Origin of the sequence: Erythrobacter crassostreae (assembly GCF_019204045.1) — a bacterium.
GTDB lineage: Bacteria > Pseudomonadota > Alphaproteobacteria > Sphingomonadales > Sphingomonadaceae > Erythrobacter > Erythrobacter crassostreae.
The window spans coordinates 1,614,258-1,634,911 of record NZ_JAGSPC010000001.1 but is presented as its reverse complement, the minus strand read 5'-3'; the positions used below and the strand labels follow the sequence as shown (position 1 = coordinate 1,634,911).

The window sequence follows — 20,654 nt, the reverse complement described above, 5'->3', positions numbered from 1 at the left end:
CTTCTCTTGGCAAGTGTCTTGGCAAGGGTTTGCTTGACACGAAACGGGGTCGCGGATGAAGAGGCGCTCGCTCATTTCGGCATCCGCATCGCGCTGAGATCAACCATCCCCGCCCGCCGCATCGCGCACAAAAGCGCATTATTATCAGGGGAATGGAGCACACTATCGAACCGCCCGCGTTTCAGAACAACCTGAAATTTGCCGCTTTCGATCCGCCAATCAAGCTGCGCATGTGTGACTTTTCGCAAAGGCGCGAGCGCCTCCAAAGCGCGCAGCCGCGCCGCAGCCAACTGCGCAAGCCCCTCCCCCGTATCCCGCCGCGCCAGCGCCATATCCCAAACGGAAGCAAAACCCTCCGCCCCGTCGCGGCCCCGCAGCCGATACGCGCCTTCCCGCGCCATGCCGACAGCCAGCGCCGCATCCGAGACCGAGCGGATCTGCGCCAGATAGCCAATAAAGCGCGCCTGAAGCATAGGCACTCACCCATCGGCGCGAGCGCGGGTTTGAACGGCGTGAAATGGCGGGAGCTTAAGTGGAGGAATGCGGGCGGGCATCCGCAAGATTAAGGCACGGATGGGAGGTGTAGGAAAGGGTGGACAGCGGCTGATTACCGTAGCTTACTCGCACTCCTTTGTGGCTTAGCATCCACAACAAATATCTCTGAGGCTCTATCGCCACTCTCACGAGCCTTTTCGGCCAAATGTTCGATATCGCGTAGCTTTCGCCCGATTCCACCCACATCTATGATGAGCATAACAGCCAGATTTGTGCCAGCGGCGGCTTTATAGCGTTCTAATTGCCTCCGATAGCCAGCGACCACCTGACCTTTCGATAGCTTAATTTCCACCACAAGCTTCTCTTTTGCGCCTCGCGAGAAAGCAAAGTCTACGGGACCCCCGCCACTGTTAGATTCCGGATTGATATCGATGTTGTTCGCGGCACATAGAATTTTGGCAATCCCAAAGAACACCAATTGGGCCGCACGTTCTTTCCGCGGGCGATCACAATGCCAAAGCAATTTCCAAAGGTCATTTTTTTCGATGAGGTCCTGAAAAACCGTGATGATCGCCAGAACCACAGACATAAGGTCAGATTTGTCCGTACCCTTCGGAGCAGAAATTAGATTTCTGAAGGCTTTGTGGTTTGAGTTTAGGAGCTGGCGGAAAATAAATATGCCATCGAGATCCGCTTTTTCGTCGTAACTATCGGCTGCTGCGGCGACCGCTGATATCAGTTTCTGTAACAACTCATCAGATTGTAGAGCTGCCTTCTTGAGCGCAGCCTTGCGCTGCGAGACAGTTACCTTTGCTATATTGCCGAACATCAAATTGATGTTCTCGCGAAGCTCTCGATTTGTAGAAATCACTCGTTTGACGTCCGACCAATCTGTAGCGATAGGCAGCTCCCGCAATAAATCGCGAGGGACCGAAATGATGGGATATCTGTCGTCAAATGGGTTTGCTGGTAGCTTCCTCTTTCCGTACCTCGCTCCCCAATTACGAGCTGCTAGATCATGCTTCTTAGAAAATTTCTCGGTGAGCTTGGAAAGCGTCGGCAACATAGCATTTGTTGCTAGGTCACTAAGGGTATCAGCTCCTACGTCGTCTTGGAACGCTGGCATGAACGGGATCATATCTAGGTCATTGACACCCAGACTGATAATTTCTTTGATTGTCCTCAAAATCGCGTGGCGTAGCTCCGGCGGACGCGAGCTACCACTTCGACTTGAAGACCCGTATCCTAATCCGGTTTCTGGCCGCTCACGTAGATCCAGTGCTTCGAATGCTCCTATCCAAGCAGCGTCCCCCTCATCCTTCGAGATGGTCAATAATCGTACCACCTTACCTAGGGAATGATAAAGCTCGTCTTTCCCTGACTTACGGATATGCTTATTGTCGGATTTCCGTACTAATAGTGGATCAATAAAAAGTTGGGTGTCGCTATTAAGAATAGGGTCGAGCAGTCCTGCCGAAGCTAGTTTGTCGGGATCAATCCCAAAATGACTACTGAATAGAACCGGGTTTCTTAAATTGCGTTTTGGCATATCTATTTTCTAGAGCAAATTTCGAGCGAAACCAAATCTCCTCCTCACCCCCCAGCATGGTAAAAATCATAGACCTGCTGCGCCACTTTCTCGCTCACACCCGGCGCTCGCTGCAAATCCTCTAGCGCCGCCGCGCACACTTTGCTCGCCGTTGCGAAATGCAGCAGCAGCGCAGGTCATCGCGGCGCAAGAAAACCTAGCCCTCCTGCCAAAATCGAGCCTTCCACTAGGGGCGAATCTGCCGTTTCTGTCTGATCAGTTCGGCAATCCGCACGGTTGTTCCCACTACGGAATCGCGCGCGTGATCCGCGCCAACGGATGCCGCAGTCGCGGCTGCCTCTGCGAACATGCGGCCACCAACGGATACAACCGTAAGATGGTCAGGCGAAGCCTCGCGGCTTTGTTGGATCGTCTCACGCAGAGTGGCCAGCGTGTGCTCACGGGAAAGCGCCTCTGACATGCCGATATCCAGCGCATCGGGCTGCTGCGCGCCCAGTTGATTGGCAAGCGCCTCGTCGCTTCCGGGGAATGCCATATCAACATGCCAGCCCGCATCAGTGAACAAATCAGCCAGCATTGATGTTCCAAGCATGTGCGGTTCGCCGGGCGCAGTGGCCAGTAGGATGCTGTATTTGGTTTCTCGTATAGCCTCTGGCGTTGGCCGGTGGCGAACGGCATGGCCAGCCAGCTGCAACATGCTTAGCCCCATGGTGAGGTCCAGCTCGGTACAATCATCGGCCAACCACGCATCGCCCAATGCCCGCGCTGTCGGCTCAATCAATTGAGCAAGGATCGCATCTCCGTTCCAGCCTTTCTCGGCAAGGGAAGCGATCAATGTGTTGGTTCCGATATCATCGCCGCCAAGCGCAAGATCGACCAGCTTGGGCACTTTGGAGAACAAACCGCTGTTTTCCGCGAGTTCCCCACCGAAAGCGGGCGAGGCATTGGCGCTGTTGTAGACCAATAAATCCCAGTCACTGAACAGGCGGGCTGGAACGATATGTTCGCTTAACATCTCGATATCGTCATGGCGCGGATCCTGACTGATCGACGCCCAAATATGCTTGAGGCTTGCAGGTGGGCCTTCGAGTTTCTGGAAGAATTGCCCATCCTGATGGATGAGCATGCCGGTGACCCCGCACTTCCGATTTCGCAAGCGCGCATTCGACGTTAGACCTTGAAGCTCGGTCGCTGACAAATCAGCGGTAGCTTTGCTGCGGTAAGCCAGACTGCCGATCCAGTTGGTCGGATCGGTTTCGGCTGCCTGAAATTCTAACGACATTTTCCCACTCCCTGACTGTCGCCGGGATACCTTACGCCTAATCTAACCGCTCGCTTTGATGTTCTATCTGGACATCGCACGCTCAAACGGTCGATTCTCTTATTTCAGCGATAATCCCACCGATGAGTGTCGAGTATGAGTGACCGCCTGTCAACTGCGGCTTGCAGTAAGGGAAAAGATGTAAAATTTGCAAGTCAGCCATTAATGCAAGGGGCTTTCAGCCGCCTGCATGGTAAAAATCATAAACCTGCTGCGCAACCTTTTCGCTGACACCGGGAGCGCGTTGTAGGTCTTCTAGCGCGGCAGCGCGAACCTTGCTCGCCGTGCCGAAATGCAGCAGCAGCGCGCGTTTGCGCGCGGGGCCGATGCCGGGGATTTCATCCAGCGGGCTGGCGGTGATTGCCTTACTGCGTTTCGCGCGGTGCGCGCCGATGACATAGCGGTGCACTTCATCGCGCAGGTTTTGCAGGTGGAACAATAGCGGCGAATTGGTCGGCAGCGTCTTCTCGCGCCCATCGGTAAAATGGAACACTTCGCGCCCCTCACGCCCGTGATGCGGCCCCTTGGCTATGGCGATCACCGGCACATCGTCAATGCCCAGCTCGCCCAGCACAGATTGCACGCTGCTCATCTGCCCCTTGCCCCCGTCGATCAGAACAAGATCGGGCCACACGCCATCCCGCTCACGGTCGGGATCATCCTTCATCGCGCGGGTAAAGCGGCGCTCCATCACTTCGCGCATCATGCCGAAATCGTCATTGGTCTGCGCGGTCTTGATATTGAATTTGCGGTATTGCGATTTCTCGAAGCCCTCCGGCCCCGCAACCACCATCGCGCCCACGGCTTTTGCACCCTGAATATGGCTGTTGTCGTACACCTCGACCCGCTCCGGCGGCGCATCGAGTTCTAAGAAGTCGGCCATCTCACGGCCAATTTTCGCGCGCGTGCCCCTCTCCGCCAGCCGCCGCTCCAGCGCCTCGACTGCGTTGCGGCTGGCCTGCTCCATCAACCTGCGCCGGTCGCCGCGCTGCGGAATAGAAAGCTGCACTTTCTTTTCGGCCACTTCGGACAAGGCCGCTCCGATCAGCTCGCTTTCGGGCAGTTCGCGGTCGACCAGAACTGTGCTCGGCGGCGGCACTTCTTCGTAGAACTGCAGCATGACGTTGGAGAGAACCTGATCCTCCTCCACGTCTTTCGTGTGGCTGGGGAAGAATGCGCGGTGCCCCCAGTTTTGCCCGCCGCGAATGAAGAACGCCTGCACCGCGATGTGCCCGCCTTTTGAAGACAGCGCGAACACGTCCGCGTCCCCTACGCCGCTAGCGTTGATGGCTTGGCTGCCTTGGATGAAAGTCGCCGCGCGCAGACGGTCCCGCAGAATAGCAGCGGTCTCGAAATCGAGGTCTTCCGCAGCCTTCGCCATCTGCCGTTCAAGGTCCGCCTGAACTTGCCCCGACTTACCAGCGAGGAAATCCTTCGCCTGTTTGACGAGCGCCTCGTAGTCATGCTCGCTCACACGACCGACGCACGGAGCAGAGCACCGCTTGATCTGGTACAGCAGGCATGGCCGGTCGCGGTTGTTGAAGAAGCTGTCGGTGCAATTTCTTAGCAAGAACAGCTTTTGCAGCGCGTTGAGCGTGGTGTTGACGCTGCCTGCACTCGCAAAGGGGCCGTAATAATTCCCCTTCGCCTTGCGCGCGCCGCGATGTTTGTGAATGCGCGGGAAAGCGTGGTCGGATCGCAGCAGAATAAACGGGAAGCTCTTATCATCGCGCAGCAGCACGTTGAACGGCGGGCGAAACCGCTTGATCAATTGCGCTTCGAGCAGCAGCGCCTCCGCCTCCGAATTGGTGGTGATAATCTCCATGCTGCGGCATTGGCTCACCATGCGCTGCAACCGGCCCGTCAGACCATTGATTTGCGTGTAATTGGCCACCCGCGCCTTTAACGAGCGGGCCTTACCCACATACAGGACATCACCGCGCGTATCGATCATGCGGTAAACGCCGGGGACGGGCTTTAGCGTTTTGACCGTGTCACGGATCGCCTCGACACCGGCCTCCAAATTCGGCTGCGCAGACGCAACGGTGTAGGCCGCGCGTTCCTCGTTGAAACGCTCGGCCCCGTGCGGATTTGATGGTTTGCCTGCCGGGGTTTTGGCCATGGCATTCAAATAGGGTCTGAACCCGCCCGTTGGCAATGAGGCAGACTGCGCCTATCGCCAGCCTATATGGAAAAATACGATGTAATAATTCTGGGCGCGGGCGCCGCGGGCCTGATGTGCGCGGCGCGAGCTGGGCAAAAAGGCCTGCGCGTGGCCGTGCTGGAAAAGGCGGAGAAGCCGGGCAAGAAAATCCTGATTTCGGGCGGCGGGCGCTGCAATTTCACCAATGTGAATGCCGGAGCGGGGAACTTCCTCTCGGACAATCCGCATTTCGCCAAATCCGCCCTCGCCCGTTACACCGCGCGGGACTTTATCGACCTTGTGAAGCGGCACGAGATCGCCTTTCACGAAAAGACATTGGGCCAATTGTTTTGCGACGGGTCCGCAATGCAGATCGTGCAAATGCTGCTCGATGAATGCCCTGAAGAGAATGTCGATGTTATCTGCGACGCTGAAGTGACCGCCGTCGAACACAAAGGTGGTCAGTTTGCGGTGATGGCAAGCGAGCAGATGTACAGCTCGCCAAAGCTGGTGATCGCGACGGGCGGGCCTTCGATCCCGAAAATGGGCGCGACCGGATTTGCGTATGATTTGGCGCGACAGTTTGGATTGAAAGTTGTTGAGCCGCGCCCTGCGCTCGTCCCGCTTACCCTTGGCGGCGATGATGTCCTGTTCCGCGAGCTTTCAGGCGTATCCGCGCCCGTCACCGCGCGCGCTGGCGCTGGTAAAAAGAAAGCAGAGTTCGCCGAGGCTGCTTTGTTCACTCATCGCGGCCTATCAGGCCCGGCGATCCTGCAAATATCATCCTATTGGCGCAGCGGGGAAGAGATCGGGATCAAATTCCTGCCAGAAGCCGACGCGGAATGGCTGATCGGCCTCAAGAAAGATTACCCGCGCGCCAATTTGCGCACGGTGCTGCGGCACCACCTGCCCGATCGGCTCGCGGATGCATTGGCAGACCGGATCGGTCTTGAAACCGAGTTCAGCAATGTGCCTGACAAAGACCTGCGAAGTGCGGGCGCGCAGCTCGCCGATTGGCGGTTTTCGCCGAATGGAACAGAAGGCTTTGCCAAGGCCGAAGTTACGATTGGCGGCATTTCGACTGCCGAACTGTCGTCTCAAACGATGGAAGCCAAGAAAGTACCCGGTCTCTATGCGATCGGTGAAGCGGTTGATGTCACCGGTTGGCTTGGCGGGTACAATTTCCAATGGGCATGGGCGAGCGGCGTTGCCTGCGGTGAAGCGCTGGCATAGAACGGGCCGGAAAATACAAAAGGGGATCACATGTCGCAGGCAAGCATAACAGTTGGACGCATTCTGTTGGGGCTGTATTTTCTTCTGCCCGGTCTGATGAAAGTCACCGCGCCAGCGCAAACGATTGCTTACATGGAAAGCCACAATATCGCCTTTGCACAGCCGCTGATGTGGATTGCCGCAGCGGCGAATATTATCGGCGGGCTGCTGCTCATTACGGGCCGCCATGTGAAGCTCGTTGCCTATGGCTGCGTGGTCTATATCGTGCTGGTCAACGTGATGTTGCATGGCTTTTGGGGCGTGGCCGAGAATATGGTCGAGCGCGAAACGCAAAACTTCATCAAGAACCTTGGCATTCTAGCCGGGCTGCTGGTTCTTGCAGGCCTCTCTCCAGCGCGAAGCCTTTCCGCTGCAGGATGGTGGCGTAGCGACAAGGCTGTGACCGGATAACCGAAAGCGCACGCACGAAAGTTTCAATGCAGCTGTTGAAACGGCAACACTTCCGTGCGCGTGAGGTTGTCACGGGACTGAAACACACCTACCCATCGGTAACAGAGCCTGAAAACGGGCCGAAACGGGTCAGTTCTTGGCTCGATTGCAGGAGAAACCCTTGCGCCAATTGCAAGGCATGGATTCATCGTTTGTCGCGATGGAATCGCCAAATTCGCCGATGCATATCGGCAGCGTCCTGATTTACAATCCGGAGACCGCCCCTGGCGGCTTTGTGCGGTTCAAGGATATTCTCGGCTTTATCGAAAGCCGGATGCAGCTTTCAAAAACCATGCGCCAACGCCTCGTGCGCGTGCCGTTTGACCTCGATTATCCATACTGGATCGAGGATCCTGACTTCGACCTTGAATATCATGTCCGCCACGTCGCGCTGCCGAAACCGGGCGATTGGCGTCAGCTCTGCATTCAAGCCGCGCGTATCCACGCCCGCCCGCTCGATCTGAACCGTCCTCCGTGGGAATTCACCGTGATCGAGGGGCTCGACAATGTGCGCGACTATCCGCCGGGATGTTTTGCGTTTGTAACGAAGGTTCATCATGCCGCGATTGACGGGATGAGCGGGATCGACCTGATGGAGGCGCTCCACACCGTCACGCCCAGCACCGCTGCGCCGAACACTCCCGATGAGTGGAAGCCGGAAAAAGTGCCGGGTCCGGTCGAATTGCTCGGCAAATCCTACGTCAACGCAATCCTGAACCCGTTTAAACAGGCGCAGGTTGCGGCGCAGGCCGTGCCCGGTGTCGCCAGCGCGATCAAAGGGCTGGTCACGCGCGAGTTCAAATTGAGCACGGACATGGTGCCGCCGCGCACCCGCTTTAACCGGTCAATTTCGGCGCACCGTGTTGTCGAGGGGGCCAGTTTCCCGCTGGCCGATGTCAAAGCGATCCGCGCGCTTCTTCCGGAAGCGAAAGTGAACGATGTTGCGATTGCAATCATCGGCGGCGCGTTGAACAAATATCTGACAGCCAAGGGCGACCTGCCGAAAACGACCATGACAGCCATGGCGCCGATTTCTGTCCGGGATAAGGACGAGAAAGGCGATATGGGCAATCAGGTCGCAGCGATGGTAGCGCCGCTCGGCACGCATCTTTCCGATCCGAAAGAGCGGCTCGAATACGTCTTTGGCCAGACTAGCAATTCCAAAGCGATGACAAACGCGCTGGGTGCTCGCACTATGACAGAGGTCAGCAAGATCAATCCGCTGCTCTATATGGCCTTGGGCGCGCAATTGTTCAGCCGCGTGAGCATCGCACACAAGCTTGCTATGCCATTCAACACTGTTGTGACGAACGTGCCCGGCCCGCCCGTTCACATTTATTCTTCAGGCGCGCGGATGGAGAGCATGGCTCTGTCGCTGATCTGTCTAACAGATGGTCTGGGCCTCGCGCATGTCGTGCAAAGCTATGTCGATGAAGCCTATATCAGCTTCACGGCGTGCCGCGACATCATGCCGGACCCAGAATTCTATTCGGAATGCCTGCAGGAAAGCTTTGAAGAGCTGCTGGCTGCGGCAAAAGCGGTGGATGCGAAGACTGCGTCAAAGCCCGCTGCAGCTAAGCCTGCGGCCCGTAAAGCGCCGGCTAGGAAAGCCCCTGCTACAAAGACAATACCAGCGAAAAAGGCGGCGCCAGCAAAGACAAGCACGGCGCGCAAAAAGCCTGCAAAACGCAAACCAACAACTACAATCGGTCGCAAGTCGAAGGAGACGAAATAATGGCAAGCATGGCACCCAGCGCGCACGCCGGCGGAGTAGAATTGCCAGCAGCAGTTCCGCCTAACCGGTTCTGGACCCTCGCCGAAGGCCGCGCCTTCTTCGAACTTGGCGCGTTCTACGCGACCAGCCCGTTTCTGATGAACCTTGCCAAAGGCGATGGACATTCGGTGCTGACATTGCCCGGTTTCATGGCAACGAACAGCTCGACTGTGCCGATGCGGCGCCTGCTGAAACGGTTGAATTATGATGCGCATGGCTGGGAAGCCGGGCGCAATGTTCGCGTCAATGAAGAATTGCTCTCTAAACTGGAACACCAGTTGACCCGTCAGCACAAAGCAAGCGGACGCAAAGTCTCGCTTGTTGGCTGGAGCCTTGGCGGTGTGCTCGCGCGGGAACTCGCGAAATTGCATCCGGAGAAAGTCCGTCAGGTCATTAGCCTCGGCAGCCCGATCTCGGATGATAGGAACCACACCAACGCGGCGCGCCTGTTCAAGCTCTTCAACGGCGAAGAGCCTGAAAAACTGCGCGGCGGCCAGTTTGAAGGTCTAGACATTGCGCCGCCTGTGCCGACCACATCGATCTGGACTAAGACGGACGGCGTCGTTCACTGGCGCGGCAGCGTTCAGCATCCGCATAAGGGGCACGAAACCCAGCCGTTCGAGAACATCGAGGTTTATGCGAGCCATTGCGGCCTTGGCGTAAACCCCAGCGTCATGGTCGCATTGGCTGACAGGCTGGCTCAAAAAGAAGGCGAATGGTCGCCGTTCCTTCCCAAGCCGCATCAGCGCATCATGTTTCCGAAGACTAGCTTGAAATAGTCATCGGACCTCGCACGTGGGGCGCAGGCCGAGGCCTCGCCGCCACAGTGCTAGATTTAAAACAACTTCCTGATATCGATCCCGATGAAACGTCCTGTCGGGTCGATCAGGAATGGCTGGTAATTGATCGGCGTATCGCCGTTCTCATCCGTAATTTGCTGGCGCGCATCAAAAATGTTGTCCGCGCGAAGGCTGATCCGCAGATTCTTGAGCACGCCTTCATTCTTGCCGACAAGCTCCCCGACATTCGAGAACACGCGCAGATCGAAGCGTAGCAAGTCTTCAAAGAAGATATCGCTGCTGCCCGCAACGCCTGAACCGTTGAGGCGCGTCTCGCCGGTGTAGCGGCCCGAAACGCGCATTCCGACACCCGCTCCGAAAATGCCGCCTTCCAAACGGGTGCTCTGCCTAGGCAAGCCAAACGCGCTCGTGGCATCGCCATCAAGCTGGTTTAGCGGCGCGAGGCCGGGCGCAATGATGATCTCGTTTTCGAGCTCGATCGTGTGGTTGAGCGAGAGGAAGTAGCGGAAACCTGGCCGCGAACCGCGTGCCAATGGATTGAAACCTGCTGGAGACCCGCCACCGCCTCGCGCTTGCCCGTCACCTTGTCCGCCCTGCCCGCCACTCGCGGTTTGCTCATTCGAACAGAAACGCTCGCGCAGACCGGCGATCCGCTCGTCCGTGATATTGCCGTTCTCATCACGCAGGCGGCCCAGCATCATACCGGCCATATTGGGATCGAAGCCGGGAAGTTCGCCAGAAACGTCTTCGCCCGCTTCGATACGGGTAATCAAAGCGCGGATGCGGGCGGCACCATCTTCACCGCAGGCGATCGCGCGGAAGGCTGCGAAACCTTGAGGCCGCTCGCCGTCAGGTGCGTCGTTTTGTCCATCTGCGGGAGGTCCTCCACGGCGACCGCGCCCGCCCATTTCGGTAGGGTCAAAGCTGCAGATCCGCTCGCGCACAGCTGCGAGTCGCTCCGGATCAACATCGCCGTTTTCATCACGGACGCGCGACAGCAGGCGTTCAAAACGCTGCGCATCAAAGCCCGGAACGATTGTGGAGAGGTCTTCGCCGTTCTCGACTGCCTCGACCAAGCGTGTCAGCACGTCGAGACCATCATCGGCGCAGATGCGCGTACGGAATTCCATAAACGCCGCGCGCTGCTCTGCACTTGGCGGACCACCTTGGCGGCCACCTGGAGGCCCACCTTGGGGTCGGCCCTGTCCTTCTGGCCGTGTAGCAGGCTGCTGCGTACCGGAACTGCCGCCTTCGCCTCCTCCGGACGCCGCGCCTTGCGGTCTACCGCCACCGGGACGACCCCCGCCAGGTCTGCCACCGCGCTGCCCTGCGCCGATGCTGCCGCGGGTAAACAGGCCAAACTGGATACGGTCAGCGCGGGTTTCGGAGAACGTCACAGATCGCGTATCAACCGCAAGCAGTTGGCCCGCAGTATCGCGCGTAACACGGTTCGGGAATGCCGCCTCGATCTCCGGCGAGATATTCGGGAAACCCCGTGTCACATCATCGGAGCGATTGCGGATATACTCGACCGTAAAACGCGTGTTGTCCACGAACGGCAATTCCCAGTTCGCCGCGAATTTCCAGTCTCGCTGGGTCTCTGCCAACAAATCAGGATTGCCGCCGGTTATCACCGTTGCCAGCACCGTTTCGCCATTGGTGAAATCAAACACCGGCGTGTTGACGAAGCTAATCTCGGGATTGCCCAGCGCGGAAAGCGATGGTGCAACCTCGCGCTGGATATAGGTAGCAGACAGGTTGAGCTTGTCTGTAGGAGCCCAAGTCAGGCCTAGCGTGTAATCGCCCAACGTTCCGAAATCTGAGAGGTTATCGAGGCCAACTTGCGCGTTCAACGTGAAGCTGCCCAGAGCATCTGCAAAACCGTTCCTCCGGCTGGTGATCGGAATGGTCAGGTTCACGCCGGTCGAAAGGTCACCGCGCGTCAGAGACACATCCTGAAAAGACCGGGAATCCGATGTTTGCAGGTTGGTCCACGAATAACCGATATCAAAAGTCGCCAGCAATTCGCCGCCCGGAAGGTTCGCAAGAGGACCGCGCAGCGTGTTGAGCGTGCTGAACGCGATGTTGCGCGTGTCCGCCGTATCAAACCGCGTTGTAACGCCCGATGGCAACGCAGCATCAATGGCTAGATCGCCCAGCAATGCCGACGCTTCGAAGCCACTCGTGTCGAACCGCTGATCAATTTCCTGAGCCGTTGCCGAGTAGCTTACATCGTATGTGCTGGTGAGGCGGAACGCATTGACGCGTTTGGTCAGAGAACCGGAACTGGACAGAGTATCGGTCGAGCTGATCTGTTGCAGCGGTGTATCGTCCGCAAACACACGGAAAGCGCTATTCCCGGCGGCATCCGTAAGAGTGACCGAGTTTAAGCCGCGCAGCGACCGGCTGTCACTGCGATCATAATTCAAATTGGCGCTGACCGATGTGCCGCTGTCGATATATGCTTTCGCCCAGCTCAAATTGCCTTCGAGAGAGCGGCCATCCGATATCAAGCTGCGGAAACCCGCCTGCCCCGGATCACCGGCAACATCCGACACCGACGTTGGAGTCTGGATAATGTCGCGCTCGCTTTCGGTCATCAGCGACGTATCGTTTGCTTCGAAATTTACATTTATCCGCCCGCCATTTGCGATTTGGAGGAAACCCAGCTCTTGCTCACGCCGATGATATCCGCCGCGCGATGGCCCTTCGAACTCGAACTCGACCTCTGCATTGCTGTAATTCTCTTTGAGGATGAGATTGATAACACGCCGATCAGGTGCAAAGCCAAAACGCTGCGCTGTTTCTTCGGGAAAGACTTCAACCCGTTCCAGTGCTTCAGGAGGATAGTTGGCAAATTCGCGGAATGAACCAACCCGGATGCCGTTGATCAGAATGATGGGACGACCGCCGCTTCCGCGGCCACGCGCAGAGCCGGTTTGGTTGGAAATTTGCGTAATAAGATCGGCAATCGATGTTACGCCTTCGGCAGCGATATCTTCTTCATTGAGCTCTAAAAGTGGAGCTTGCTCGACGTCCAATTGCCCGCGAATTCGCTCTGCACGCACGACAATTTCACCGGTCCCCGTACCCGCTTCATTGCGAGGCTCTTCCGCTTCGACAGGGGCGCTGTCAGACTGAGCGAGCGCTGGCATAGCGGCCAAGCCCATCCACACAGATGCGCCGCAAACACTGGTGCGCAATTTCGCGCGAGAGGATAGAGAGAGGATCATTGTTACCCCTTCGAGGAAACACTTGCCCTAAACAAGCGCCTGAATTGTATCGGATTGCACCGCTTGTTACGGTTTGGAATATGAACCCACGGTATCGCATCCAGTTCCGGTCCAATCAGGCAAATATCGTTGAAGGGTTCCCTTTTGGCGATCGCATCGCTAAATGCCGCGCCAGTATCGACCGGCGCAATTTGTAAGCGTCACAACTTTAAGGGATTACATGGCCAAAGAAGAACTCCTCGAAATGCGCGGGCGCGTCGTTGAGCTGCTGCCCAATGCGATGTTCCGGGTAGAGCTCGAAAACGGCCATGAAGTGCTCGGCCACACCGCAGGCAAAATGCGCAAGAACCGCATTCGCGTGCTCGTGGGTGATGAAGTGCTTTGCGAGCTGACCCCATACGATCTGACGAAGGCGCGCATCACCTATCGCTTTATGCCCGGTCGCGGCGGCCCAGGTCAGGGCCCCGGCCCGACACCATAAATTGTAAGGTGCGCTGATGAGCGCCCTTCACCTGACTTTGGCATCGGCCAGTCCGCGCAGGCGCGATCTTCTTGCGCGGCTAGGTCTGACGGCTGACGCTATCTCGCCTGCAGATATCGATGAGACGCCGCGCTCGGCGGAACGCCCGCGCGACTATGCTCTGCGCATGGGCGCGGAGAAAGCCGCGGCGATCAGCGCCCCCGGATTTGTGCTGGCTGGCGATACTGTGGTGGCCGCAGGACGGCGCATATTGCCCAAGACCGAAAAAGAGAGCGAAGCGCGAGCGTGCCTCGAACTGCTATCCGGCAGGCGGCATACTGTGCTTTCTAGCGTAGTCTTGAAAGCGCCCGACGGGTCGGTGAAAGCCAAGCTCAGTGAGAACATCGTTCGGTTCAAATCATTGAGCCCCGAAGAGATTAGTACTTATCTTGCGGGCAATGAATGGCGCGGGAAAGCGGGCGGATATGCGATCCAGGGTGCTGCAGAAGGCTTGATCCAGTGGATCAGAGGCAGCCATTCCAGCGTGATGGGCCTGCCGCTCTATGAAACCCGCGCTCTGTTGAAATCGGCGGGCTTTCCCATTGGCTGAATGGCTGATCGAAGAAGGCATCGGTGAAAGCCGCGCTTTGCTGATCGAGAACGATCAGGTTGTCGGTGCAAAACTCTTCTGGCCCGGCGAGTGTTTTGCAGGCCAGATCGACGGTGCGAACCTTGCCTCCAAAGCATCGGGATCGCGGCGCGGAACAGCGGTGTTGGGAAATGGCACCGAAGTTTTGGTTGACCGCTTACCTTCTGATCTAACCGAAGGCGCAAAGTTCGCTTTGCAAATCACGCGCGCACCCATAGCGGAGCGCGGGCGATTGAAAATGGCTCAGGCTCGGTTCGTAGAAGATTCTGAACAACCGACCACAAATCCTTTGCCTCAAGGAGAAACCGTCAGACGCTTTCCCTGCGGAATGTGGGAAGACGTGTGGGACGCGGCATCCTCTGCCCAAATCGACTTTTCCGGCGGATCGCTGCTTATCAGCACCTCGCCCGCAATGACCCTGATCGATATCGATGGCGCAGGCAGCCCGCGCGAACTTGCCTTGGCAGCAGTGCCCGCAATCGCTGAAGCGCTCAGATGGTTCGATATCGGCGGCTCGATCGGGATCGATTTCCCAACCATTCAGGACAAGCTTGGCCGAAAACAAGTCGATGCCGCACTTGAAGCGGCTCTATCGAATTGGCCGCATGAACGCACCGCGATGAATGGCTTTGGCTTTGTACAATTGGTCGCGCGGCTCGAAGGGCCATCATTGCTGCACCGATTCGAGGCTTCGCGTGTTGGTGCCTGCGCGCGCGTGGCTCTGCGCCGCGCTGAGATGGCAGAGGGAAGTGGACGGGTGCTGCTGTTGACCGTTCATCCCGCGCTGAAAGCCAAGCTCAAAGAGGAATGGCTGATCGAATTGTCGCGGCGGACAGGAAAAGAGGTGCGGATTGAAACGAACCCATCCCTTGCGCTAGAGGCCGCTCAGGCCCAGATAATCGCTCAATGACGACCAAGCCTCAAAAGCCCTGCCCCATCTGCAAAAAACCGCGCAGCGAAGAGCACACACCATTCTGCTCAACGCGCTGCAAGGACCGCGATCTCGCCAAGTGGTTTGGCGATGGTTACGCCGTTCCTGCCCGCCCTGCCTCGCCCGAGGAAATTGCGAGCGCCGATTGGGACAGGCAAGACTGAAGAAACAACCGCAGGTTTATGGCCATTTCCTCTTGCCAAGCGCGCGAGGGTTCGCCATAGGCCCGCTCTCATTTGCTCGCCGGTCTGACCGATTCAGGATAGATCGACGCCGCAGCGAATGCCCGGGTAGCTCAGGGGTAGAGCAGCGGATTGAAAATCCGCGTGTCGGTGGTTCAAATCCGCCCCCGGGCACCATTCGCTGAACAAGGGGGTTCACACATGTCCCGTCGCCGCCAGATTTACGAAGGCAAAGCCAAGATCCTGTATGAGGGTCCTGAGCCAGGCACGATCATCCAGTATTTCAAGGATGACGCCACCGCCTTTAACGCCGAGAAAAAAGGCACAATCAACGGCAAGGGTGTGATCAACAATCGCATCAGCGAACACGTGTTCAGCCGCCTGTCGCATATCGGCATCCCGACGCACTTTATCCGCCGCCTCAACATGCGCGAGCAATTGGTGCGTCAGGTGGAGATAATTCCGATCGAAGTGATCGTGCGCAATGTCGCCGCAGGCTCGATCTGCAAACGGCTTGGCCTGGAAGAAGGCGAGCCGTTGCCGCACACGCTGATCGAATATTGCTACAAAGACGACGCGCTGGGTGACCCGCTCGTCGCGGAAGAACACATTGCGTGTTTCCAATGGGCCAGCAACGAAGAGATGCACGACATTTCTTCCATGGCGATCCGCGTCAACGATTTCATGAGCGGTATGTTTGCCGCTATCGATATCCGTCTGGTCGATTTTAAACTCGAATTTGGCCGTTTGTACGATGGCGATTTCAGCCGCGTCATCTTGGCTGACGAGATCAGCCCGGATGGCTGCCGTCTGTGGGACATGAAATCGGGCGAAAAGCTGGATAAAGACCGCTTCCGCCGCGATTTGGGCGGTGAGGAGGAAGCCTACCGTGAGGTCGCGCGGCGTCTCGGCTTGCTGCACGATGAAGACAGCAATCCGGGCGAAGTGCTCGACCTGTCGAGCCACCGCACGCGCCTTCGCGGAACGCCAGCGCCTACCCCCAAGAAGTAGGATTTATTGGTTTTACGCACGCCATCCGGCGTGCGATTTCCTCGGCCCTGACAAGCCTGCAGGCGGGCGGGCGCCCTTGCGGCGCTTCGCGCCGTGCTCCGCAGTTTTCCTCTAAAGACCGCACTGTTTCGGAACCGATAGGTTCCGCAAGCGCGACTGCGCGCCGCCGCCAATGCGGCGTAGCCAAGCGGGCCGGATGGCCCGCGCCCGGCACCTGAGGGCGCAAACAAACAAATGACAGCGTGGATTAAGGCGTTAAGCTGCACACCTTACGGGGATGAGAAGGTACTGCCAAACAATATGAAATCGACTGCACGTGTGTTCGCTGCCGGGCTTTTGCTCGCTTTGCCCAATTTTGCTTTGACATCTGCGCTTGCGGCGCAGGAAACCGAAGCCGCCGAGGTTTCCGATGACCCCGCATGGGCGTTTGAAGAAAGCGATGTCGAACTCGATCCCGGCTACACTTTCGGCCAGCTCGACAATGGCATGCGCTACATCATCCGGCAGAACGGCACCCCCGAAGGAACCGCCGTTGTCCGTATGCGGATCGACTCAGGCTCGCTCGACGAGAATGAGGATGAACGCGGCCTCTCCCACTTCCTGGAACATATGGCCTTCAACGGGTCGAAAGGCATCCCCGAAGGCGAGATGATCAAGCTGCTGGAACGTGAAGGTCTGGCGTTTGGCGCCGATACCAACGCGACAACCGGCATGAATGCGATCACCTATATCCTGAACCTGCCGCGCAATGACGAGGCCTTGCTAGATACCGCGCTCATGCTGATGCGGGAAACCGCCAGCGAGCTTACGATCGCTCAGGATGCTGTGGATCGCGAACGCGGCGTGGTACTGTCCGAACGCCGCGACCGTGCTGGATTTGCCCAGCGCAACCGCGAAGACAGCTATGAATTCAGCAGCCCCGGCGCGCGCTATATCGACCGGTTGCCGATTGGCACGATTGAGAGCCTTGAGACCGCGACCGCAGAACAGTTGCGCGGCCTTTATGAGCGGATTTATACGCCATCGAACACGGTGGTGGTCATTGTTGGCGATTACCCCGTCGATGTGATGGAAGCCGCGATCCGTACGAAATTCGCCGACTGGAAACCTGCACCGGCACCGGTTGAACCCGAAGCCGGGCCTATCGACGTTACGCGAAAAGGGCTGACGGATGTCTACCTTGATCCCGCGCTGTCGGAGAGCGTACAGATTTCGCGCCTTGGCCCTTGGGTCGAAGAGACTGACAATGTTGCCAACCGCAAACAGCAATTTGTTCGAGGGGTCGGGTACGCGATTATCAACCGCCGTCTGGCCCGCCTCGCCCGTGAGGCTGACGCGCCGTATCGCGGCGCAAGCTATGGCACTGGCAGCATATTCGAAGACGCCCGCAGCACAGGCATCGGGATCAGCAGTGTCGATGGCGAATGGCGAAAAGGCATGCTCGCCGCCGTTCAGGTGGTGAATGAAGCCCTCACATACGGCTTCACCACCGCCGAAGTGGACGAGCAATTGAAACGCAGCCGAACTGCCGCCGAGAACGCAGTCTCCGGCTTCAGTACATTCTCCAACGGCTATTTTATGGGACAGGCTCTTGGCCTTGTATCAGGCGACCGTGTCCCCGTTACGCCCACCTATTCGCTCGAACAGTTTGAGGCATTTGCACCGTCGATCACGACGGAAGCGGTGCATAAGGCGGTTCTGGACCATGCTATCCCGCTCGATGAACCATTGATCCGCTTCACCGGCCGAACCGCGCCAGAGGGCGGCGAGGAAGGCGTGCGCAGGGCTTTTGATGATGGAATGGCTCTGCCCATCGCGGCGCCAGAGGATACCGGCACTGCTGTCTTCGCCTATAGCGACTTTGGCGAAGCTGGGGCCGTGGTCGCCGATGATACTCACGAAGAGCTTGGCATTCGCAAACTCACCTTTGCCAATGGCGTCCAGCTCAACCTTAAGAAGACTGACATTCGCGAAGATCGCATTCGCATTTCCGTCCGCGTGGACGGCGGCGATCTGATGCGGACCAAAGGCGATCCGTTGCTGGTCTATCTTGCAGATTCGCTTTCATCGGGCGGTCTTGGTGCGCATAGCGTGGATGAATTGCAGACTGTGCTCGCCGGCCGCAGCGTTTCGACCGGGTTCGGCAGCTCTGCCGACGGCTTTACCATGGGCAGCACGACGACCGCGCGCGATCTTGATTTGCAGATGAAGGTGTTTGCCGCGATCCTGACCGATCCGGGCTACCGCGCCGAAGGCGTAGAGCGGTTCCGCAAGGGCATCGATAACTTCTTTGAAACGCTCACTTCCACTCCCGGCCGGGCATACAGCACGGCGATTGGGGCGAAGCTTTCGGATGGTGATCCGCGGTTCTCTCTCCAGCCAAAGGAAGCGTATCTCGCGCTCGATTATGCCAAGCTGGAAAGCGCGATCAGCGACCGTCTCCAAAACGGCGCGATTGAGATCGCGATGGTGGGCGACATTGATGAAGATGCGGCCATTGCATCCGTCGCATCGACGCTGGCCGCTTTGCCAGCACGTGAGGCTGATTTCATGCCGCGCGAACAGGCTCGTCAGCGAACTTTCACTGCCGCACGCGGGCTCTCCACCCTGGAACACGAAGGCGAAGCAGATCAGGCGCTGCTGCGGATGATCTGGCCTACTACTGATGACAAGGATTTCGCCGAGGCATTGCGGCTATCGATCCTTGGGCGTGTGGTTCGATTGGAACTTACTGAACGCCTGCGCGAGGAATTGGGACAAACCTATTCGCCGTCCGCTGGCAGCTCGACCAGCCGGATTTACGATGATTACGGCACGTTCTCAATATCGGCATCTATCGATGTGACAGAGGTCGAAGCGACGCGAACTGCGATACTCGGCTTGATTGCCGACCTGCGCGATGCTCCGGTGGAGCAAGACCTTGTCGAGCGAGCCAGAAAGCCTGTGCTTGAATCCTACGCCAACGCACTCAAAGGTCTTGGCGGCTGGATGGGATTGGCGGCGCGCGCGCAGAGTGAACCGGAACGATTGCAGCGCTGGTTTGATGCACCTGATCTGCTGAAAGCGATCACGCCGGAAGACATTCAAGCGGAAGCGCTGCAATATCTCGATCCGGCGGTGTCTGTGGAAATCCAGGTCTTGCCCGGTGAAAACGCCCGCGCGGCCAGCGAAAGCGAAGAGGCCGAATAGTCAGCACAATTGAAAAAGGGCTGACAGTTCGCCTCCTGCCAGCCCCAGATCCAATTCAAACTCAGTACGATCCCGAGGCTGATTAGAAGACTGGCAATAATCCAAACTGCGCAAAAGGCAAACACGCGGCGTTTCCGGACCGTGGGCAAGGTGCGGCGCGCGATTGCGCGGTACCGCATGTACGCTATAGGGACGACCAAAGTCACAGCTTCGTTCAGCAGGAATCGCCCATGAAAGTCCGCATTCTCGTCCGCCTCAAGCCCGGTGTGCTCGATCCGCAAGGTCGCGCGGTGCATCACTCGCTCGAAGGAATGGGCTTTGACGGTGTCGACGACGTGCGCATCGGCAGGATGATCGAGATGGACGTGGTCGATGGCACGTCCGACGAAACGCTCAACACAATGTGCGAAAAACTGCTCGCCAATATGGTGATTGAAGATTTCGCGATTGAAAAACTAGAAGGCGAAAAGGAAACAGCCTGATGGCTTTCAAAGCTGGCGTCATCACTTTCCCCGGCTCTAATTGCGACCGCGACATGGCGGTGGCGTTGGAAGCCGTTACGGGAGAGGCTGCGGTTCGCATCTGGCACGGCGACGCCGATTTGCCGGACAGTCTGGACTTTATCGCCCTTCCCGGCGGATTTTCTTACGGTGATTATCTGCGTTCTGGCGCGATGGCCGCCAAAAGCCCGATCATGCGCGCGGTCGTTGCTGCTGCTGAACGCGGTGTTCCCGTCCTCGGCGTTTGCAACGGGTTTCAGGTCCTCACCGAAAGCGGCCTGCTTCCCGGCGCGCTGATGCGCAATGCCGGACAGACCTTCGTTTGCCGCACCGTTCCGCTGAAGGTCGAGAACACCTCATCCCTCTTCACTCAGGCTTATAGCGAGGGTGAGACCGTCCGCATTCCTGTGGCGCATCACGATGGCAACTACTTCGCCGATGAAGCGACACTGGACAGCCTTGAGGGTGATGGCCGCGTGGCATTCCGATACGAAGAAGCAGTCAACGGATCGCGCCGCGACATTGCCGGTATCCTTAGTGAAAATGGCCGGGTGCTGGGCATGATGCCCCATCCCGAACGCGCTATCGCCCCCGCTTCGCATCACGCGATGGGCGGAGAAGACGGTAGGCGTGTTTTCGAAAGCGTGATCAAAGCTCTCGTCAGCGCCTGATCGCAGCGGAGGTTTACCTCCACA

At 57.8% G+C, this 20,654-nt stretch carries 17 protein-coding genes and 1 tRNA gene; 13 read left to right on the top strand and 5 right to left on the bottom strand.

Going from position 1 to position 20,654, the window contains the following annotated elements:
• Positions 1–71: 71 nt before the first annotated feature.
• From KCG46_RS07940 to uvrC, 4 genes are all read right to left on the bottom strand, one after another.
• Complete coding sequence (locus tag KCG46_RS07940) at positions 72–479, bottom strand: hypothetical protein (protein WP_218404722.1); 408 nt, start codon at positions 477–479, stop codon at positions 72–74.
• A gap of 128 nt (positions 480–607) precedes the next feature.
• Positions 608–2,044, bottom strand: coding sequence for a DUF8370 family protein (locus KCG46_RS07935; RefSeq protein ID WP_218404721.1), 1,437 nt, complete (start codon positions 2,042–2,044; stop codon positions 608–610).
• A gap of 226 nt (positions 2,045–2,270) precedes the next feature.
• Positions 2,271–3,326 (bottom strand): BLUF domain-containing protein, encoded by a 1,056-nt coding sequence (locus KCG46_RS07930; protein WP_218404720.1) that lies wholly within the window; start codon positions 3,324–3,326, stop codon positions 2,271–2,273.
• A gap of 217 nt (positions 3,327–3,543) precedes the next feature.
• The gene (gene uvrC / locus KCG46_RS07925; protein ID WP_218404719.1) at positions 3,544–5,487 is read right to left on the bottom strand and encodes an excinuclease ABC subunit UvrC; all 1,944 of its coding nucleotides are present in this window, start codon (positions 5,485–5,487) and stop codon (positions 3,544–3,546) included.
• Positions 5,488–5,553: 66 nt separating this feature from the next.
• Here uvrC and KCG46_RS07920 point away from each other — a divergent pair, with 66 nt between their 5' ends.
• From KCG46_RS07920 to KCG46_RS07905, 4 genes are all read left to right on the top strand, one after another.
• Positions 5,554–6,741 carry a BaiN/RdsA family NAD(P)/FAD-dependent oxidoreductase gene (locus KCG46_RS07920; RefSeq protein ID WP_218404718.1) on the top strand — a complete coding sequence of 396 codons (1,188 nt, stop codon included), beginning with the start codon at positions 5,554–5,556 and terminating at the stop codon, positions 6,739–6,741.
• Positions 6,742–6,771: 30 nt separating this feature from the next.
• A complete protein-coding gene (locus KCG46_RS07915) occupies positions 6,772–7,191 on the top strand; it encodes a DoxX family protein (RefSeq protein ID WP_218404717.1) in 420 nt (139 codons plus the stop codon).
• Positions 7,192–7,369: 178 nt separating this feature from the next.
• Complete coding sequence (locus KCG46_RS07910) at positions 7,370–8,965, top strand: WS/DGAT/MGAT family O-acyltransferase (RefSeq protein ID WP_218404716.1); 1,596 nt, start codon at positions 7,370–7,372, stop codon at positions 8,963–8,965.
• Positions 8,965–9,783 carry an alpha/beta fold hydrolase gene (locus KCG46_RS07905; protein WP_218404715.1) on the top strand — a complete coding sequence of 273 codons (819 nt, stop codon included), beginning with the start codon at positions 8,965–8,967 and terminating at the stop codon, positions 9,781–9,783. The genes KCG46_RS07910 and KCG46_RS07905 overlap by 1 nt, the downstream gene beginning before the upstream one ends.
• 56 nt (positions 9,784–9,839) lie before the next feature.
• Here the strand turns inward: KCG46_RS07905 and KCG46_RS07900 are convergent, their stop codons facing one another.
• Complete coding sequence (locus tag KCG46_RS07900; protein WP_218404714.1) at positions 9,840–13,037, bottom strand: TonB-dependent receptor; 3,198 nt, start codon at positions 13,035–13,037, stop codon at positions 9,840–9,842.
• Between the two features lie 220 nt (positions 13,038–13,257).
• On the opposite strand from KCG46_RS07900, the gene infA reads away from it, so the two are divergent.
• The 9 genes from infA to purQ all read left to right on the top strand — a co-directional run bounded on the left by infA (position 13,258) and on the right by purQ (position 20,630).
• The gene (infA, locus tag KCG46_RS07895; protein WP_218404713.1) at positions 13,258–13,518 is read left to right on the top strand and encodes a translation initiation factor IF-1; all 261 of its coding nucleotides are present in this window, start codon (positions 13,258–13,260) and stop codon (positions 13,516–13,518) included.
• A gap of 16 nt (positions 13,519–13,534) precedes the next feature.
• Positions 13,535–14,107: a Maf family protein gene (locus KCG46_RS07890; RefSeq protein ID WP_218404712.1), complete on the top strand. Its 573-nt coding sequence runs from the start codon at positions 13,535–13,537 to the stop codon at positions 14,105–14,107.
• Positions 14,100–15,056, top strand: coding sequence for a ribonuclease E/G (locus KCG46_RS07885; RefSeq protein WP_218404711.1), 957 nt, complete (start codon positions 14,100–14,102; stop codon positions 15,054–15,056). Before KCG46_RS07890 ends, KCG46_RS07885 begins: the two co-directional genes overlap by 8 nt.
• Positions 15,053–15,241, top strand: a complete 189-nt coding sequence (gene yacG, locus KCG46_RS07880) for a DNA gyrase inhibitor YacG (protein ID WP_218404710.1) — start codon at positions 15,053–15,055, stop codon at positions 15,239–15,241. Before KCG46_RS07885 ends, yacG begins: the two co-directional genes overlap by 4 nt.
• A gap of 120 nt (positions 15,242–15,361) precedes the next feature.
• A tRNA-Phe gene (locus tag KCG46_RS07875) sits at positions 15,362–15,436 on the top strand.
• A gap of 24 nt (positions 15,437–15,460) precedes the next feature.
• Positions 15,461–16,270 carry a phosphoribosylaminoimidazolesuccinocarboxamide synthase gene (gene purC, locus KCG46_RS07870; RefSeq protein ID WP_218404709.1) on the top strand — a complete coding sequence of 270 codons (810 nt, stop codon included), beginning with the start codon at positions 15,461–15,463 and terminating at the stop codon, positions 16,268–16,270.
• 234 nt (positions 16,271–16,504) lie between these two features.
• Entirely contained in the window at positions 16,505–19,459 is a 2,955-nt protein-coding gene (locus KCG46_RS07865) for a M16 family metallopeptidase (protein WP_255551825.1), read from the top strand.
• A gap of 230 nt (positions 19,460–19,689) precedes the next feature.
• Entirely contained in the window at positions 19,690–19,941 is a 252-nt protein-coding gene (gene purS / locus KCG46_RS07860) for a phosphoribosylformylglycinamidine synthase subunit PurS (protein ID WP_218404708.1), read from the top strand.
• Positions 19,941–20,630, top strand: a complete 690-nt coding sequence (gene purQ / locus KCG46_RS07855) for a phosphoribosylformylglycinamidine synthase subunit PurQ (protein ID WP_218404707.1) — start codon at positions 19,941–19,943, stop codon at positions 20,628–20,630. Before purS ends, purQ begins: the two co-directional genes overlap by 1 nt.
• Positions 20,631–20,654: the final 24 nt, after the last annotated feature.

Excerpts from the sequence above, each read along its gene's own strand:
- infA (WP_218404713.1), top strand. The coding sequence starts at position 13,258 with ATGGCCAAAGAAGAACTCCTCGAAATGCGCGGGCGCGTCGTTGAGCTG.
- KCG46_RS07935 (WP_218404721.1), bottom strand. The coding sequence starts at position 2,044 with ATGCCAAAACGCAATTTAAGAAACCCGGTTCTATTCAGTAGTCATTTT.
- KCG46_RS07930 (WP_218404720.1), bottom strand. The coding sequence starts at position 3,326 with ATGTCGTTAGAATTTCAGGCAGCCGAAACCGATCCGACCAACTGGATC.
- purQ (WP_218404707.1), top strand. The coding sequence starts at position 19,941 with ATGGCTTTCAAAGCTGGCGTCATCACTTTCCCCGGCTCTAATTGCGAC.
- KCG46_RS07915 (WP_218404717.1), top strand. The coding sequence starts at position 6,772 with ATGTCGCAGGCAAGCATAACAGTTGGACGCATTCTGTTGGGGCTGTAT.
- uvrC (WP_218404719.1), bottom strand. The coding sequence starts at position 5,487 with ATGGCCAAAACCCCGGCAGGCAAACCATCAAATCCGCACGGGGCCGAG.
- yacG (WP_218404710.1), top strand. The coding sequence starts at position 15,053 with ATGACGACCAAGCCTCAAAAGCCCTGCCCCATCTGCAAAAAACCGCGC.
- KCG46_RS07890 (WP_218404712.1), top strand. The coding sequence starts at position 13,535 with ATGAGCGCCCTTCACCTGACTTTGGCATCGGCCAGTCCGCGCAGGCGC.
- purC (WP_218404709.1), top strand. The coding sequence starts at position 15,461 with ATGTCCCGTCGCCGCCAGATTTACGAAGGCAAAGCCAAGATCCTGTAT.
- KCG46_RS07865 (WP_255551825.1), top strand. The coding sequence starts at position 16,505 with ATGACAGCGTGGATTAAGGCGTTAAGCTGCACACCTTACGGGGATGAG.
- KCG46_RS07910 (WP_218404716.1), top strand. The coding sequence starts at position 7,370 with ATGGATTCATCGTTTGTCGCGATGGAATCGCCAAATTCGCCGATGCAT.
- purS (WP_218404708.1), top strand. The coding sequence starts at position 19,690 with ATGAAAGTCCGCATTCTCGTCCGCCTCAAGCCCGGTGTGCTCGATCCG.
- KCG46_RS07905 (WP_218404715.1), top strand. The coding sequence starts at position 8,965 with ATGGCAAGCATGGCACCCAGCGCGCACGCCGGCGGAGTAGAATTGCCA.
- KCG46_RS07920 (WP_218404718.1), top strand. The coding sequence starts at position 5,554 with ATGGAAAAATACGATGTAATAATTCTGGGCGCGGGCGCCGCGGGCCTG.
- KCG46_RS07900 (WP_218404714.1), bottom strand. The coding sequence starts at position 13,037 with ATGATCCTCTCTCTATCCTCTCGCGCGAAATTGCGCACCAGTGTTTGC.